The organism is Methanoculleus sp. (assembly GCF_020696975.1).
Lineage (GTDB): Archaea > Halobacteriota > Methanomicrobia > Methanomicrobiales > Methanoculleaceae > Methanoculleus.
Map to the genome: position 1 here is coordinate 124375 of NZ_JAJGBK010000022.1, position 15425 is coordinate 139799.

Consider the following 15425-nt stretch of genomic DNA (forward strand, 5'->3'; position numbering starts at 1 on the left):
ACTCCCACCGGCGGATCGTCCGGCATGAGCCCGGTAATATCTGATACGGGCCGACGTCTCAGAGCACCATGGTCCCGGAGAGCCCCGCCGCAAGGTCCCGGCCGCACCGGTACGCCTGCTCAAGCACCCCCTCCTTCTTCCCGACGACCCCCGGCTCAAAGCAGTTTAAGACCGGGAGTTCGGCAACCACCTCATACCCAAGCGGCCGGAGCGGCAAGGAGAGTGCTTCGAGTGCAACGCCGAGATCGGCAGGATCCGCCTGCTCACCCACCGCAAAGACCACAGCCTTGCGCGGCCTGTCCGCAAGACGGCTGGAGTAGCCCCGCGGACGATCATCGGTGAAATCGTAGAAGGCGTAGAGCCGATCGATGAAGGCCTTCATAAGGCTTGTGACGTTGTAGTGGTAGACCGGCGAGCCGAGGACGAGGGCATCCGCCTCCACGATGCGGGGGTAGAGCAGCGTCATGCCGTCGTTACGGCGGGTGCAGGTCAGGTCGCGCCTGCACCGTTCGCAGCCGACGCAGCCTTCGATGGTATACTCGGAGAGATTGACCGCGCTCACCTCGGCGCCCGCATCAGAGACCCCATGCAGGATCTCGGCAAGGAGGCGGCCGGTGTTCCCCCGCGCCCTCGGGCTCCCATTGATGCCAAGTACCTTCATGATCGGATCTCCTCTGGATGTCGAATAAGGGTTCCGGGAGGGCAGCAAGGAACCGATCATGAGTGTTTATGCCGTTCCGGGAAGAGGAACATCCATGCACAAGATCATCGACTGGAACGAACTCTGGAAAGTGATATACATGAGTTCGCCCGAACGCGTCGAGAAAGGCCGTGATCCCGCCGCCCACTGGGACAGACGCGCCGCCGCCTACCAACGGGTCACCCGCGACGAGCGAGCGGCAACCGAGCAGGAACTCGGGATCCTGGACATCCGGCCGGAGGAGACCGTGCTCGATATGGGCGCAGGGACGGGGAGGCTTGCCGTGCCGATCGCCCGGACCGCCGCCCATGTCACGGCCCTCGACCCCTCGGAGGGGATGCTCGCCGTCCTCCGGGAGCGGATGGCCTCCGCGGGGAGGACCAACTACTCCACCGTCACGATGCGCTGGGAGGACGCCGTGATCGGGAGGGATGTCGAACCGCACGACGTCGTCATTGCGGCGTTCTCCATCGGGTTCTACGACCTCGCCGCCGCCCTCGAGAAACTCGACGCCGCGGCCCGCCGGGCGGTCTACCTCTTCTGGCATGCGGGCGAGTGGCGGGGCCCCGGGGAGATGGCGCTCTACCGGGCGGTCTTTGGTGAGGAGGCGGCTGCCGGGAAGGGTTACCCGGACTACATCTACCCTGTCAACATCCTCCACGACGCCGGGATCTACCCGAACGTCCGTATCTATCACGCCGCCTGGGACGCGGTCTACGACTCCCCCAAAGAGGCCGCCCGGGCCTGGGCGGCGATGCACAACCCGGAGATGGAGGACCTCTCGGTGGTCAGGGACCACTTCGCCCGGGTGCTCCGCGAAGACGAGGCCGGGAAGTTCGTCGAGAGGACCATCCGGCCGACGGCCGCGGTCTGGTGGGAGAAGGAGGGCAGGTGACCGGGCGCGACTCACCTGCTATATATGCCCGCAGAGAGATCTTCACTGGATGCAGAACCAGCCCCCCGTCAACCTCAAGGGCATCGCGTGGTCGGCGATGCAGCAGTACGGCTTCGTCCCGGCGTTCCCGCCGCCCGTCCTCCGTGAGGTCGGTGCTCTTGCGGCAGGCGCCTTCCCGGAGACCCCCGGCGACCCTCTCGACCTCCGGGCGCTCCTCTGGTCCTCGATCGACAACCACGATTCTCTGGATCTCGACCAGATAGAGGTCTGCGAGGAGGGGCCAGGGGGGGAGATCCGTGTCAGGGTCGCGATTGCGGACGTCGACTCCCGCGTCCCGAAAGACTCGGCGACCGACCGGTACGCCGCCCGGAACGGGACATCGGTCTACACCGGCGTCACGACGTTTCCCATGCTCCCCGACCGGCTCTCGGCGGACCTCACCTCGCTCCTGCCCGGCCGGGACCGGATGGCGATCGTCATCGAGTACACCGTCCTTCCCGACGGGAGGACGAGACCCAGCGATATCTACCGGGCGATTGTCGCGAACCACGCAAAACTCGTCTACGAGGAGGTCGGCGCCTGGCTTGAGGGGAGCGGTCCCGTCCCCCGGACGGTCGCGGAGATACCGGGGCTTGCCGGGCAGGTCCTCCTCCAGCACGAGGCCGCGATGCGGATGAAGAAGCGCCGGACGGAGCAGGGAGCCCTCGCCCTCGAGACGATCGAGGCCGAGCCGGTCGTGGCAGGCGGCCGGGTCCTGGGGCTCGCCGTCCAGGAGCAGAACCTCGCCCGGTGCCTCATCGAGGAGTTCATGGTCGCGGCGAACGGCAGCATAACCGCATTCTTGAACGGTGCCGGTCTTCCCATGATCCACCGGATCGTCCGCACGCCGAAGAACTGGGCCGGCATCGTCCGGGAGGCCGCGGACCGCGGCGAGATTCTGCCCGACAGACCGGACGCTGAGGCCCTCACCCGGTTCCTCATCCGGCAGAAGGCGGCCGACCCCGACCGCTTCCCCGACCTCTCGCTCACGGTGGTGAAACTGATGGGGGCGGGGGAGTACGTGGCGTTCCGGCCGGGCGACGAGCCGATCGGCCACTTCGCCCTCGCCGTCACCGACTACACCCACGGCACCGCCCCGAACCGGCGCTACGTCGACATCATCATCCAGCGGCTGATAAAATCGGTCATCGACGGGGATGAATGCCCGTATACCTGCGAAGAACTCGACGACCTCGCGGCCCGGCTGACCGACCGGGAGAAGGCGTCCCAGAAGGTCGAGCGCTTCGTCCGGAAGGCGGCGGCCGCGGTCCTCCTCCGGGAACAGATCGGCGAGACGTTTGCGGCGTTCGTCACCGGCGCATCGGAGAAGGGGACGTATGTCCGGCTGATCGACCCGCCGGCCGAAGGAAAAGTGGTCATCGGCGAGCAGGGGCTCCGGGTCGGCCAGAGGGTCCGCGTCCGCCTGCTCGCGACCGATCCTTACAACGGCTTCATCGACTTCGCACGCACCGGGTGAGAGGGAGGAGGTCTCCTCCCCGTTCAGTAACCGAGCGGCTGGCGGATCAGGACGAGCGTGACCCTTCCGTCAACCTCCTCGCGGTCGAGGATGACGTGTTTGCCGATATAACTCCCGACACCGTAGGCATGCTGCGCACGCTGGTTCTCAAGGGGCAGGCAGTACTCCCGGCACCGCCGGAGGGCGTCGTCAAGGGTCGGCACGATCTTGTTCACCCCCGAGACGAGGATGAGGTGTGCCGCCGCGTGAGGCCATGCCCCCGTCCGGCTCCCGGTCTTGTCGCACGCCACGAGTTCTCCCGACCCGGCGATCGCCTGGACCCCGGAGAGGAAGTACTCGGCAGCCACGCTCTTTCGGCGCAGCGCGTGCCGCTTCTCGGTGTCGTTCTCGGCCGTGATGGTCGCGTGGTAGTCCCGCCACCCCTTCCGATTCTCCTCGAGCGCCCGGTCGTACCCCATCTCGACCAGGGTCGTCGAGTAGCCGTTCATGACCTCGGCCCCTTCGGGGATCAGGTCGACGACGGCGCTGAGCGCCTTCTGCGCCGTATCCGTGAGGATCACCCGTATGTTCCGGGCCTCGATCGCCTCAACCGTCTTTCTGATCGTCGCCTCGTCCGGGATACGGTTCCACCGCTCCGTGTCCACCCCGGCGTCCTTCAACAGGTTGACTGCACTGTACTCCGTGGGTTTTGCCATCTGCTGGCCGGTCGCATCTGCCATCCTATCGTCACCGCGGGGTCGGGGGACGTCATACCACATATACCTCTCGATGGCCCGGGTAGCCTCGTGATATATACGGTCGCGTCAATACCACACCTTCTCCATCAGCACCTGGCCGTCCTCACGGAACCTGATCCCTTCCATCTCAAGCAGTCGTCGTTTCATGCCGAGGCCCGCCTGGAACCCGCCCAGACGCCCGTCCGATCGCAGGGCGCGGTGGCAGGGGATGACGAGGGGAAACGGGTTTCTTGCGAGTGCGCTCCCGACCGCACGCGCCGCGCCGGGGTTCCCGATATGCCGGGCGATCCGCCCGTAGGTGCTGACGTACCCCCGGGGGATGCCGTACTCCGCGAGGAGCACCCGTCGCTGGAAGGGCGGGCACCGGTCCAGGTCGATGAGCCCGATATCGAACCGCACGTCGTGCCCCCGGAGGAACGACTGGAGCCCGGCAATCAGCGTCCGGATGCTGTCATCCCGGGGTTCCGGAATGGAGGCCATCCCGCCGACCATCACCGCACCGGCTCGAGGGTCGCCGGGGAGGATGATCTCCCGGACCTTCGGGCCGGTATCAGGCCGAACCCAGATGAGACGAACCGGCCCGAACGCCGTCATGACCTCCGTGACAGCCGGGATTGCACCGTGATCGCCCGGGGATTGATGCATGATCTAACCTGGACCGCGATCGCCATCTATATTGCGGGGCGGCCAGAACACAGGGGCTCCAAAAAGACCGGCTCTCAGTATCCATCCGGCGTTTCCGGGCCGCTTCGATAGGAATTGGGTTTCTCGGCATAGCAATAATGAGGTCTTAATGCACACGGTGGTTGAATGTTTGAACAGGTGTGGTCCATCATCGATCTCATCCTGCACTTCGATGACTTTCTGCCGCTCATTATAGAGGAGTACGGGGTATTCGTGTACTTCTTCCTCTTCCTCATCATCTTCCTCGAGACAGGGGTCGTCGTCACCCCCTACCTCCCGGGAGACTCACTCCTCTTCCTCGTAGGCGCAATCGCCGCGCAGGGAGACCTCAACATCCTCACCGCCCTCGCCCTCCTGATGGTCGCGGCGGTTGCGGGAGACACCGTGAACTACTGGATAGGAAGGTCGTTTGGCTCACGGTTCCTCTCACGAGGGATCCCGTTCATCAAAGAGCACCATATCCGAAAGACGGAGGGATACTTCGAGCGATATGGTGCAAAGACCATCGTCATAGCCCGGTTCGCTCCCTTCGTCCGAACCCTGGCACCGTTCCTCGCGGGTACGGGAAAGATGGACTACTCCAGGTTCATCCAGTTCAATGCCGCGGGAGGGGTGCTGTGGGTTGCGAGTTTCGTCTTCGCCGGGTATCTCTTCGGGAACATTCCGATCATCTCTGAGAACTTCAATATCGTTATATTCGCGATCATCGCGGTCTCGATGGTCGGGGTGGCATCCATGCTCCTCGATGCCAGACGGCTCTGACCCACGCCAGGGCGTTGCCGGAGATATCGGCCCGGGCCGATCTCAAAAAAGGTCAGGGGGCCGGTGCGGCCTCCATGGCTTCCTCTTCCTCCATGGCCTCGCTGTCCCAGACTGTGGGGCTCTTCATCTCGGTCATGATCACCCGTGAACCGGGAGGGACCCGGATTGCGTCGCCGATATCCTCCGGGGCCCCCGCCCAGACGATCTGGTGCTTGACCTCCCCGCCGGGCAGCAGCACAACAACGCTGTAGGTGTTCATACCCTCCTCGGGAGTACCCTCCCCCTCGCCCGGCATCACCTGGTAGCAGTTAAACGTGACCGGTCCCGGTTCTCCCGACATAGCCTCTCCTGTTTCGCCTCTCATGACATGTCTCCTTCACCCGGAATGCGGCAGGTTCCGCGGTCCTGCGTGATCGGGGTCCCTTGCCCCACCCCGGAGAGCCACCTCCTCTGGAGCCACTTCTAATAATAACTTACCCCTCCCGCACACCCGGGAGAGGAGCACACCATACACCGGCGGCGATAGGCCTATCCCGGCGCCGGGTTTTGAAGGGGCAGCCAGAGCCGGCTGGCAAAAAAGTCTTCGGCCGTGGGGGAGGGGGAGACCTGTCCTCACGCCACGTGGATATACTGCTCGACCAGTTCCCGGATGGCTTCGTTGTTGCCGTAGAGCCTCTCGCTCAGCCCACGGTCGTTGAAGGATTTCAGGGTGGAGATCCTGCTCTCGATCATCCCGGCAGGGAAGATCCCGTTCTCCTCGAATATCGCGCGCTTCGCCTCGAGCGCCTCGGCCGACTCGACACAGGAGGCGGGGAGCTGCCGGAACTCCGCAAGACGCTCCTTAAACTCGGGCCGGAAGATGTTCCCGCTGACGTAGAGCCGCTCGGCCGCCTCGAGCGCATCGGGCATCTCGATCCCGCGGAGCGCCGCCACGACGAGGCCCGCGACGGTCAGGTAGGGATCGGCCGAACCGTCGGCGACCCGGTACTCGAACGTCTGCTTCGACGGCCGTTCCGCCCGGGCCTCCACCTCGCAGGGGTTGGCGTCCCGGGTCATGTCGTCCGCACCGACCCAGCCGAGGGGGACGCGGACCACGACCGAGCGGTTGCGGTCGCCCCAGCAGATCGTCGTCGGCGCCTCCTGGTGGGGGACGAGACGGAGATAGGAGGTCGGGATGGTGTTCCCGAAGGCCGTCAGGGCGTCGGAGGCGTCGAGGATGCCGGCGATCATCTTCCGGGCCATCGGGCTCAACCTGCCGCCCTCGACCATCAGGTTTCTGCCGTCCTTCTCGACGAGCATGTGGAAGTGCATCCCGCTCCCGGCCTTGCCGACGGTGATCTTCGGGGCGAAACTGATCTCGACGCCGTACTGGTTGCCAAGCATCCGCAGAACCCATTTGGCGATGATCAGCTGCTCGACCGCCTGCTCCACCGGCATCGGCAGGAACTCGATCTCGTGCTGCTCGTAGTAGAGGTCGTCGGCAAAGAAGCACCCGACCTCAGAGTGGCCGTACTTGATCCTGCCGCCGGCGCGGGCGATGAGGCGCATCGCCTCATCCCGCAGATCCGAAAACTTGACGAACGGTTCGGCCGAGTGGTAGCCCTTCTGGTCGCGGCCGGGGTAGAGGTCATCCCGGGGGCTGATGACGTAGTACTCGAGTTCGCCGAGGGTCTTGAAGGTGCACCCGGTCCGGCGGGTGAACTCCTCATCGGCCTTGCGGAGCACGTACTCCGGCGAGCTCTCCAGCGGCTTTCCGTCGCTGTCGTAGAACGAGCAGAGGAGCTCGAGCGTCGGGACCTCGGCAAAGGGGTTCACAAAAGCCGTTCGGTAGCGGGGGATCACGTAGAGGTCGCTGCTTCCTGCCTCTATGAACGAGAAGAGGTTGCTGCCGTCGACACGTTCGCCGTCCGAGAGGATGATATCGAGGTGCTCTTTTGAGGAGATGACGAAGTTGAGGGTCTTGAGCTTGCCGTCCTCGGCAGCGTAGCGGAAGTTGACCATCTCAATCCCGGTCTCCTGGCAGAACCGGATGATATCCTCCTTGGTAAACTCCACAGGATCCTTCTTGAGAAAACGGACCAGATCACTGGGATTCATCAGGATCTCAGAATCTCTCATATTTTTCTAACGTTGGTCTCGACCGTATAAAAGCGTGTTCTCCTCATCGCATCCGGTGTGGTGCTGGTACCGGAGATCGGGCTCCAGAGAGTGGCTTCATGCTCACAAAGAGCATCCACAGGCCCAAATTGCCCCCGAGGAGGAGAGGCGGACTGCAGGATGATAGCCGTCTTCCCCTGCGCGATGGATAGCGGCACCGTTTCGCGGCATGACCGGGATCGCCGGGTTGTCAGCCCACCCCTCCGGCCAGGGGACGGCACCGCTCTCGCCCGTCGCGACCGGTGCGATACCCTCCATCCCTGCGACCTTCGCGAGCACCGAGAGGCCGAGCCGGGCGTTCTTCCCGGCGAACTCAAACGACGCCCGGTCAACGGTATCGTCCGGGGTGTGGGCGGGCCATTGCGGAAGGGCGTGCGCCATCATCGCCGGGTGGCCCCGGGCCCAGAACGATATGTGGTCGGACATGAACGGGGCCGCATTCCGGGTCAGGGTGAAGTTGGTCCCGTAGAGGGTGTTGTGGTGGACCATGAGCTCCGCAGCCTCCCGGGCTCCCCGGTTGTAGAGAAGGTTGAGACGCGGGCGGTCCCCCTCCCCGAGGCAGGTTGAGTCGTAGTTGAGGTAGAGCGCGACCGGGGCCGAGATGTTTGCGACGTACCGGCGGCTGCCGTGTCTGCCGTTCTCCTCCGCGTTCCAGAACGCAAACTCGACTGTCCGGTCAAACGAGTGCCGGCTCATCACCCGGGCGAGTTCCAGGACGACCGCGACACCGCACCCGTTATCGGTGATCCCGGGTGCACGGGCGGGGTCAAACGACCGACTGTCGTAGTGTGCTCCCACGACGACGATCTCGGTGGAGGTGTTGGCGCTCCCGGGGAGTCTTGCGATGACGTTTCGCACCTCCCCTGCCTGGAACTCCACATCGAGCCCGGGGATATCGGCAAGCCGCCGGTAGATGTAGTCGCCCGCCTCCCGGTTCCCGCCGGACCCGAACGCCCGGGTCGGGATCTCCTGCAGGTCAGACGCCGTCTTTCGGAGTTCGGATTCGTTGATCTCAGCAAGCAATGCAGCGACTCCGGGGTCGTATGCCGACCCGCTCGATAGGTCAGCCGCAGCCGCGGCCGGCACGAGAGAGACGGCAACCGCGAGGAGGACGAACCGCAGGCAGGCCAGGGACGGCACGGACGATCACCCGGCAGGCGGGGCCTTTGGGACGGCGGGGTCAACCGCGTCGTCACGGAGCCCGGCCACCTTCGCGAGCACCGAGAGGCCGAGCCCGGCGTTTCTCTTCGCATATCCAAACGATGCGTGGTCGACGGTGTCGTCCGGGGTATGGGCGGGGCCGTGCCCGTCGCTGTGGGTCGTCACCGCCGGAAAGCCCCGGGCCTGGAAGGGCACATGGTCCGAGGCGCAGGAATGGTAGTTGTTCACGGTCAGGCTGAAGTTGGTCCCGTAGAGGATGTTATGGCCGGCCAGGAGCGCCGCAGCCTCCCGGGAACGCTCGTCATAGACGATGTCGAGGACGGACCGGTTTGCAGGATCGTAGCAGCCCGAGTCGTAGTTGAAGTAGAGCGCGACCGGGCTCGATACGTTCGCGACGTACCCGGCGCTGCCGTACCGCCCGTCCTCCTCCGCGTTCCAGAACCCGAAGACCACCGTCCGGTCGAACGAGTGCCGGCTCATCACCCGGGCGAGTTCCAGGACGATCGCGACACCGCACCCGTTATCGGTGACCCCGGGTGCGCGGGCGGGGTCGGATGACCTGCTGTCGTAGTGTGCTCCCACGATGACGACCTCATCAGAGGTGTTGTCGCGTCCGGGGAGCATGGCGACGACGTTGTTGAGTTCGCCGCCCTGGAACTCCACATCGAGCCCGGGCATATCGGCAAGCCTCCGGTGGATGTAGTCGCCCGCCTCCCGGTTCCCGTCGGACCCGAACGCCCGGGTCGGGATCTCCTGCAGGTCGGATGCCGTCTTCTGGAGTTCGGATTCGTTGATCTCTGCAAGCATCGAGGCGACGGCAGGATCGTACTCCATCCCGGGCGTGCCGGCGGCGCCCGCCGGGGCGGCTGCGAGGAGAACCGCCGCGCCGGCAAGCAGGAGGAGAGAGAAGTGCATCCTCCAGAATCGGCGGCCATGCCTCGTGCGGGCTGAATCTCGTCCGAATGATCGCATAGAGAGCCTCGGATAGGAAAGAGAGGTAGATATACTTTCCCCCCGGAGAAGAGGGGTCCGTGATCCGCATAGGGGCATATTCTGCCCTGAATTCGGAAACATCCCCCGGGACCCCGCCGCTTCATACCGGCCCGTCCGGGGCCAGGTATATATCGGATGCCAGAGACTGAATTCTATCCGAGACGGATCACGACCGGAGAACCATGCCTAACCGACCATCAGCAAGCGACGAGTCGACCCTTTTAAAGTGGATGCGGCTTGAGATCGGCAGGATCAATGACGGCGTCGTTGCAGAGCGAAAACGCCTCTCCCGGCTTCTTCGGGAGGAGGACCCATCGTCCGTCACAAAGGGCGGCGAACGGTACGACTTCGACCGGGACGTCCTTCAGCGGCTGGCCGAAGGGCTTCCGGGCGACCTGCAGCGCCGGCTCAGGCTCCCGATCCTCTTCTACTTCGACTCCACGGTCCCGGACAGTTTCTTCCTCGCGGACGAGGCTGCGGTGCAGGCTCTCCAGATCCTGCAGGAGATAAGCCCCCTTCGGAGGATGCAGGGCGGGAGGCTCTGGATAGCAAAACCCCTTGTCTACGCCATCGTGAACCGCTACCCGACGGCCATCCAGATCATGATGGGTTAGAAAAAGAGAGGGTGTTCCCGGCACCGGCCCGGACGCTCATCACCGGGAGATCCGGCCGGTTGCCGATGATGGAGTATGCGGCCGGCGAGGCGCTCTCGGGCCGGTCAAAGACGTTCCGGGTGTCACCGTCCGGCGAACCAATGGAAGACGGCCGATCCTGTGTTCCAACGACGATACAGACTATCAACCCGCCAATGACCAGGGCCTGGATGGCGACGGTCAATACAGTGGCCGTTTTCTGCTGATGGATGCAATCACCTCGGATGCCGGTAGCGGGGATCGCATATAAATTTTGTTATCTTTATAATAATCTGTATTATACATTGCTACCTGCCCGACACGGGCGTAACGCATGGCCGGTTCTCCCGGGAGAGCCGGCCCCGTCACCCGGAACGGCGGGTTGACGGCCCGGGTTCACCTCTCGTCCCGAGGGTCCGCCGGACCCGTTCGAATACCGGGCGGGAGACCTCGTCCATCTGTCGGTCGAAGTAATCCACCCATTCCGCCACGAGCACGAGCTCCTCCTGCTGCTCATCCAGCCGTTTCTGCAGCCCGGAGGCCTCCTCCCGCCTCTCTTTCCGTTCCCGTTCGAGTTCAGCCACGAGGCGGGTGATCTGCCGTTCCTGCCGGGCGAGCGTCTCCTGCATCACCCCGAGATCAAGCACCACCTCCGGGGGAAGCGGAGGAGCAATCCGGCCGACTTCCTCTGCCGGCTCTTCGGGTGCCGCGGGTCTCCCGCCGGTCCGGATTTCTTCGGTGACCTCTTCCGGTGTGAGACCGTTCTTTGAGAGTTCTACGAGTTCGGTGACGATCCGGACAGCCTTCTCCGGGAAGAGTTTGACCCGGCCGACGGTCCGGTAGGTAAAGAGGCTGTCGTAGGTCCGGACGAGTCTGCGGACGTCCTGCTCGGATATCCCGGTGAGGCGTGCGATATCCCCGATCTTGAGTTCTTTATCCCTCATCATACCACCCTCCGCACCCGCCCGAATGCCGGAGCGGGAGCCCTACCGTACTTCTTTGCTGCCATCGGGTATAGGTGCGTGCCGGATCACGCAGTTTTTCTCACCGCCGTCCCAGTACTGATGTATGGATCGGGGAGAGAAGGAGAGAGGCGCTGCCGGGATGACGATCGTCCGGAAAGCAGTCCGCTCTGCCCGGCTCCAGGTGCGGCCGGACGGGAGCCTGCGGGTGGTCGCCCCCCCGTCGTTCGACGTCGAGGGGTTCGTGCAGCGCAACGCGGCCTGGATCGAGGAGCGGCGCAGGGACCTGGACCGCCTTGCCGCCGAGGGGCGCGGGAGGGAGGGGATGCTCCTCCTCTCCGGGCGGTTCTACCACCTGGTTCCCGGCGCCCGGTTCGCGGTCGACGACGCGCGCGGGACCGTCGCCTCCCCGTCCGTCCCCGCTCTCCAGAGAAACCTCTCGCGGATGCTGAAGGAGGAGGTCTCGGGCCGCCTGGAGGCCTGCCCGGACCTTGCCGGCAGATGGTCGGGGCGGATCGCGGTGAAGGTGCAGAGGACCCGGTGGGGGAGTTGCTCGACGCTCGGCAACCTGAACTTCAACCTGCGCGTCATAGCCCTTCCCGAACCCCTGCGGGAGTACGTCGTCGTCCACGAGGCCGCCCACCTCCGGGAACTGAACCACTCGGAGCGGTTCTGGCGTCTCGTCGGCGAACACTACCCCGATCACCGGGCGGCGGAGGCCGAACTGCGGCGCTACTGGGTCATCATCGAACGGAACCGGGTCTGGAGCGAGTTTTGAGAACGCTGGCCGAACTTCGCCGGTATCAGGAGTATCTCCGCCAGAACATGGAGAGTTTCCTCGACTCCGCCCACCGCTCGTCGAGCTGATCGATGATCGCGTTGATCCGCTGCACCTGCTGCCGGATCTTCTCCCGCGCCTCGGCATCGTCGATCAGTTCGGCGCGCCCCACGATCGCCTGGAGGGGGTTACGGATATGGTCGGCGAGCAGGGCGAACTGCTCCATGTTCCGCTCGATCTGGCCGTATGCCTTGGACTTGAGATCCTCAACCTCTTTCTGGGCGGTGACGTCCCTCGTGACGGTGATGACCCTTGCGACCTCGCCCTGCTCGAAGATCGGGATCCGCATCTCGCGGAGCACCACAATCCGGTCGCCGAACCTGAAGGACCGATCCGATGTCAGCGGCCGCCCGGTCCGTATGACCCGCTCGTACTGCTGCCTCGCGGAGGGCGGAAGGAACGGCAGGACGTCAAAGAGGTCCCTCCCGACGACGTCTGTCGCAAGGCCGAGTTCCTCGCACCAGGCGATGAAGGCGTCGTTCGCAAGGAGGAGCGTGAGCCCGGTATCGACGACGGTGACGGTGTCGGTGATGGCGTCAAGGACGATCTGGTAGAGGCCTTCCGACTCGCGGAAGGTGTACTCGGACTGCTTCCGGTTGAGCGCGTTCGCGATGATATGGACGGCGGAAGAGAGGAGCATCACGTCCCCGTCCGTGAACCGGGCGCCTTCGGTCTTCCGGTCAAACCCGACAAACCCGACGACCTCCCCTCTCAGCCGGAGGGGGACCATCAGCACCGCGGTAATCCCGTCGCGTCTCAGGAACTCGCGCTCCTCCCTGCCCGGCCGCCCCTCCCCGGATGCCCTGTCCAGGCGGACGGTCTCGCCCTCCAGGAGCCGCGCGAGCCACCAGGGGAGATCCTTTGGGAACTTCTGAAACTCCCCGCGCCGGGGTTTCTGCTCCGGTGCGCACCACTCGTGGGTCGTGCCAAGCAGCGTCCGGGAATCGTTCAGGAGGGAAAGGTAGGCCCTGCACGCCCCGCACGCACGGCCGAGGTCCTCAAGTGAGGTGTCGATGGCCGGATCCATCTCCGCGAGATCCATAAAGCGTGCAGGCATTGCCATGACGGCCTGTTCAAGGCGGTGGTGAGGGGAGTCCGCGCTTCCCCACTGCGCGGGGAGAGGCGTGCAGGAGATGAGGAGACAGGGGTCGGCAGCCCCGGGGTCGCTGATGGTATCGATTGAGATCCGGACGTCAAAGAGGCTTGAGTCTCTCTTCCGGGCGGCAACCCTCCCGCTCCACCGTCCGGCGGAGAGAGCATGGGCGATGCAGTCCGGTCCCTCGTCCCGGGAAGACCAGAGGAGGTCAACAGGCTGTCCGACCGTCTCCTGCAGGTCATACCCCCACATGGCAAGCAGCGAAGCGTTGGCAAAGAGGATGCGCCCTTTCCTATCGGCGATGCAGATCCCGGAGGGCGAGCGCTCGACCACCTGCCGGAGCATCGCAGCAGTAACACCCGGGATGGCGGACACGGTCACGCCGGCGGGAGCGTCCTCGTCTCTTCGGCAGCCCTGACAGGCGCCGCCGTGCCGTTCTACGGGCAGGTTGGCCGGTGAACCGTTCACGGTGTGCAGATCCATATTCTGACCATCCCGGGCAGCAGAACAGAGTCGTCCTTAACTCTTTCGGACGGCCTGCATCCTGTTGCTCTCCGGATCCTGGTCCGGGCTCTCCCGGACCGGGTAGGATGATCAATCCCCCGGGTCTGATATTATTGTTTCCATTTGAGTCGCGGCACCGTCGGACCGTGAGAAGACATCTGCCCCGTTCCGTCGCCGAATACGGTATCACGGGGCTCAGACGTTTGCTTTCCCTCTCTGCATGTAACTTCGGTACATCGCAAGGAGCATGGCGCCGACCACGAGGAAGACGGTGAGCGAGATCCAGAGTCCGGCCTCCTCCGGGATGAGGGTTGTGACGTAGTCGATGCCGAGGGCGATGGAGAAACTGCCGATGATGCCGCCGATGGTGATGCAGGAGAGGACCTCGGTCTTCGTCATCCCGAGCATCCTTCCGACGACAGAACCGACGATGCTCCCCGAACCGTCAAAGGGGAGGCTCACGAAGGCGACAAGACCGACGAAGTAGAGCCGTTCAAGCCATGGCCGCCGGTCCAGGAACGTCCGTCCCGCTTCCATGAACCGCTGGACCCAGGGGCCGACCCGGGGTATGCGCAGGACCAGCGGAAAGTTCCAGGCCATAAAGAGCGCGCCAGCGAAGTCAAGGAACGCCAGGGTGAACGCAGCCAGCCACCAGGGGATCCCGAGAAGGATGCAGGCAGGGATGATCGTCTCGCGGCCGAGCGGCGGGACGATGTAGGCGACCATCGCCCCGAAGAGGAGGAGCCACTGTTCCGGCGGGAGGAGGAACCATACGACGGCGAGAAAGAGCCCGCAGAGCAGGAGGGGGACCGAGACCTTCAGCCAGTTGGTCGCGTCGTCGGCCCCGTCACCCTCCCATCGATCAGTCTGCCGCATGAATCGCCGTCACCTGCGGGTGAGTGCCCGCGTGTCGGCCCGGGCTCACTCCCCCTCACCGGCGGGACGGTGAGGGCCCCGGGTCGTCAGGATATGCTCTACAATCTTTGACGAACTGGCGAGCGGGCCGGGATACCCGGGGATCCGGACGACGTCGGCGTCGAGTCCGCGGTCCCGGAGCCTCTGCCGGAGGTTCTCCTCGTTGAAATGCTGGTTAAATCCGAGCGTGATGATATCGGGCCGGATTTCCTCGATCGGCCTGAACATATCATGGAGGTCGCCGAGGAGCGCGTGGTCGACGGGCCGCAGCGCCCGGACCATCCGGAGCCTCTGGTCCTCCGGGAGGATGGGGCTTGGCTTATGTTTGACGTTCGCGTCCCGTGCCACGATCACAATGAGTTCGTCGCCGAGCCTCCGGGACTCCTCGAGGTAGTAGAGGTGCCCGGGATGAAGGATATCAAACGTCCCCGTTGCGATCACGCGGGTCATTCGACCACCTCCAGGGACGTGGGGCTGCCGTCCGCCCGGTAACACCGCCAGTCCCGCTCGCCGTAGGGATACCCGACGATGATGTGGTAGCGGCCCACGCCGGGGAAGAACCGCAGATCCGCTGAAGACGGCGAGAGGACGCCGTTCGGGTGGCTATGGGCGCTGCCGGCCTGGTGGATATCCAGCGGGAGCATATCGACAAAGAACGAGGCGCTCTCTTCCCCGACGATGGTGCCGGGCACCAGGTCGAGGTCCCGGATGATGCCGCCCTCCTCCCGCAGCACGGCAACGAACTCGTTCGGGTGATGTTCTCTCCCGAGTTCAAAGAGCATCCGAAGTAGATCCCTGCTGATCCCGCGTATGGCCATTCTCCTGAATAGTAGGGGAGGAGGGGACATAAGCCCTCGCGTCCGGCATGCAGCC

Annotated in this window: 18 protein-coding genes; 5 read left to right on the forward strand and 13 right to left on the reverse strand. The window is 64.6% G+C overall.

Going from position 1 to position 15425, the window contains the following annotated elements:
• Positions 1-58 precede the first annotated feature (58 nt).
• Positions 59-661, reverse strand: a complete 603-nt coding sequence (locus QZ650_RS06885; protein WP_292518376.1) for a flavodoxin family protein — start codon at positions 659-661, stop codon at positions 59-61.
• A gap of 94 nt (positions 662-755) precedes the next feature.
• Here QZ650_RS06885 and QZ650_RS06890 point away from each other — a divergent pair, with 94 nt between their 5' ends.
• A complete protein-coding gene (locus QZ650_RS06890) occupies positions 756-1595 on the forward strand; it encodes a class I SAM-dependent methyltransferase (protein ID WP_292518374.1) in 840 nt (279 codons plus the stop codon).
• A gap of 49 nt (positions 1596-1644) precedes the next feature.
• The gene (locus QZ650_RS06895) at positions 1645-3111 is read left to right on the forward strand and encodes an RNB domain-containing ribonuclease (RefSeq protein WP_292518372.1); all 1467 of its coding nucleotides are present in this window, start codon (positions 1645-1647) and stop codon (positions 3109-3111) included.
• Between the two features lie 23 nt (positions 3112-3134).
• On the opposite strand, the gene QZ650_RS06900 is transcribed toward QZ650_RS06895, so the two are convergent.
• Both QZ650_RS06900 and QZ650_RS06905 read right to left on the reverse strand, forming a co-directional pair.
• On the reverse strand, positions 3135-3830 hold the full coding sequence (locus QZ650_RS06900; RefSeq protein WP_292518371.1) for a lactate utilization protein: 696 nt from the start codon (positions 3828-3830) through the stop codon (positions 3135-3137).
• A gap of 84 nt (positions 3831-3914) precedes the next feature.
• The gene (locus QZ650_RS06905) at positions 3915-4493 is read right to left on the reverse strand and encodes a methylated-DNA--[protein]-cysteine S-methyltransferase (protein WP_292518369.1); all 579 of its coding nucleotides are present in this window, start codon (positions 4491-4493) and stop codon (positions 3915-3917) included.
• A gap of 165 nt (positions 4494-4658) precedes the next feature.
• Between QZ650_RS06905 and QZ650_RS06910 the strand changes: the two genes are divergently transcribed.
• Positions 4659-5294 (forward strand): VTT domain-containing protein, encoded by a 636-nt coding sequence (locus QZ650_RS06910; protein ID WP_292518367.1) that lies wholly within the window; start codon positions 4659-4661, stop codon positions 5292-5294.
• Positions 5295-5346: 52 nt separating this feature from the next.
• On the opposite strand, the gene QZ650_RS06915 is transcribed toward QZ650_RS06910, so the two are convergent.
• The 4 genes from QZ650_RS06915 to QZ650_RS06930 all read right to left on the reverse strand — a co-directional run bounded on the left by QZ650_RS06915 (position 5347) and on the right by QZ650_RS06930 (position 9527).
• The gene (locus QZ650_RS06915) at positions 5347-5634 is read right to left on the reverse strand and encodes a hypothetical protein (RefSeq protein ID WP_292518365.1); all 288 of its coding nucleotides are present in this window, start codon (positions 5632-5634) and stop codon (positions 5347-5349) included.
• A gap of 272 nt (positions 5635-5906) precedes the next feature.
• Positions 5907-7412, reverse strand: a complete 1506-nt coding sequence (locus QZ650_RS06920; RefSeq protein WP_292522479.1) for a glutamine synthetase family protein — start codon at positions 7410-7412, stop codon at positions 5907-5909.
• 102 nt (positions 7413-7514) lie between these two features.
• On the reverse strand, positions 7515-8591 hold the full coding sequence (locus QZ650_RS06925; protein WP_292518361.1) for a M20/M25/M40 family metallo-hydrolase: 1077 nt from the start codon (positions 8589-8591) through the stop codon (positions 7515-7517).
• Positions 8592-8597: 6 nt separating this feature from the next.
• Positions 8598-9527 (reverse strand): M28 family metallopeptidase, encoded by a 930-nt coding sequence (locus QZ650_RS06930; protein ID WP_292518359.1) that lies wholly within the window; start codon positions 9525-9527, stop codon positions 8598-8600.
• A 260-nt stretch (positions 9528-9787) separates the two neighbouring features.
• On the opposite strand from QZ650_RS06930, the gene QZ650_RS06935 reads away from it, so the two are divergent.
• The gene (locus QZ650_RS06935) at positions 9788-10219 is read left to right on the forward strand and encodes a DUF61 family protein (RefSeq protein ID WP_292518357.1); all 432 of its coding nucleotides are present in this window, start codon (positions 9788-9790) and stop codon (positions 10217-10219) included.
• Here the strand turns inward: QZ650_RS06935 and QZ650_RS06940 are convergent.
• Both QZ650_RS06940 and QZ650_RS06945 read right to left on the reverse strand, forming a co-directional pair.
• On the reverse strand, positions 10206-10442 hold the full coding sequence (locus tag QZ650_RS06940; RefSeq protein ID WP_292518355.1) for a hypothetical protein: 237 nt from the start codon (positions 10440-10442) through the stop codon (positions 10206-10208). The two genes, QZ650_RS06935 and QZ650_RS06940, sit on opposite strands and share 14 nt — an antisense overlap.
• Positions 10443-10602: 160 nt before the next feature.
• Complete coding sequence (locus tag QZ650_RS06945; RefSeq protein WP_292518353.1) at positions 10603-11184, reverse strand: hypothetical protein; 582 nt, start codon at positions 11182-11184, stop codon at positions 10603-10605.
• 121 nt (positions 11185-11305) lie between these two features.
• Between QZ650_RS06945 and QZ650_RS06950 the strand changes: the two genes are divergently transcribed.
• Positions 11306-11977 (forward strand): SprT family zinc-dependent metalloprotease, encoded by a 672-nt coding sequence (locus QZ650_RS06950; protein ID WP_292518351.1) that lies wholly within the window; start codon positions 11306-11308, stop codon positions 11975-11977.
• A 25-nt stretch (positions 11978-12002) separates the two neighbouring features.
• Here the strand turns inward: QZ650_RS06950 and QZ650_RS06955 are convergent, their stop codons facing one another.
• The 4 genes from QZ650_RS06955 to QZ650_RS06970 all read right to left on the reverse strand — a co-directional run bounded on the left by QZ650_RS06955 (position 12003) and on the right by QZ650_RS06970 (position 15370).
• Positions 12003-13616 (reverse strand): PAS domain S-box protein, encoded by a 1614-nt coding sequence (locus tag QZ650_RS06955; RefSeq protein ID WP_292518349.1) that lies wholly within the window; start codon positions 13614-13616, stop codon positions 12003-12005.
• Between the two features lie 216 nt (positions 13617-13832).
• On the reverse strand, positions 13833-14513 hold the full coding sequence (locus tag QZ650_RS06960) for a small multi-drug export protein (RefSeq protein ID WP_292518347.1): 681 nt from the start codon (positions 14511-14513) through the stop codon (positions 13833-13835).
• Positions 14514-14558: 45 nt separating this feature from the next.
• Positions 14559-15002 carry an FAD synthase gene (locus QZ650_RS06965; protein ID WP_292518345.1) on the reverse strand — a complete coding sequence of 148 codons (444 nt, stop codon included), beginning with the start codon at positions 15000-15002 and terminating at the stop codon, positions 14559-14561.
• Positions 14999-15370 (reverse strand): Mov34/MPN/PAD-1 family protein, encoded by a 372-nt coding sequence (locus tag QZ650_RS06970; protein ID WP_292518343.1) that lies wholly within the window; start codon positions 15368-15370, stop codon positions 14999-15001. Before QZ650_RS06970 ends, QZ650_RS06965 begins: the two co-directional genes overlap by 4 nt.
• Positions 15371-15425 lie beyond the last annotated feature (55 nt).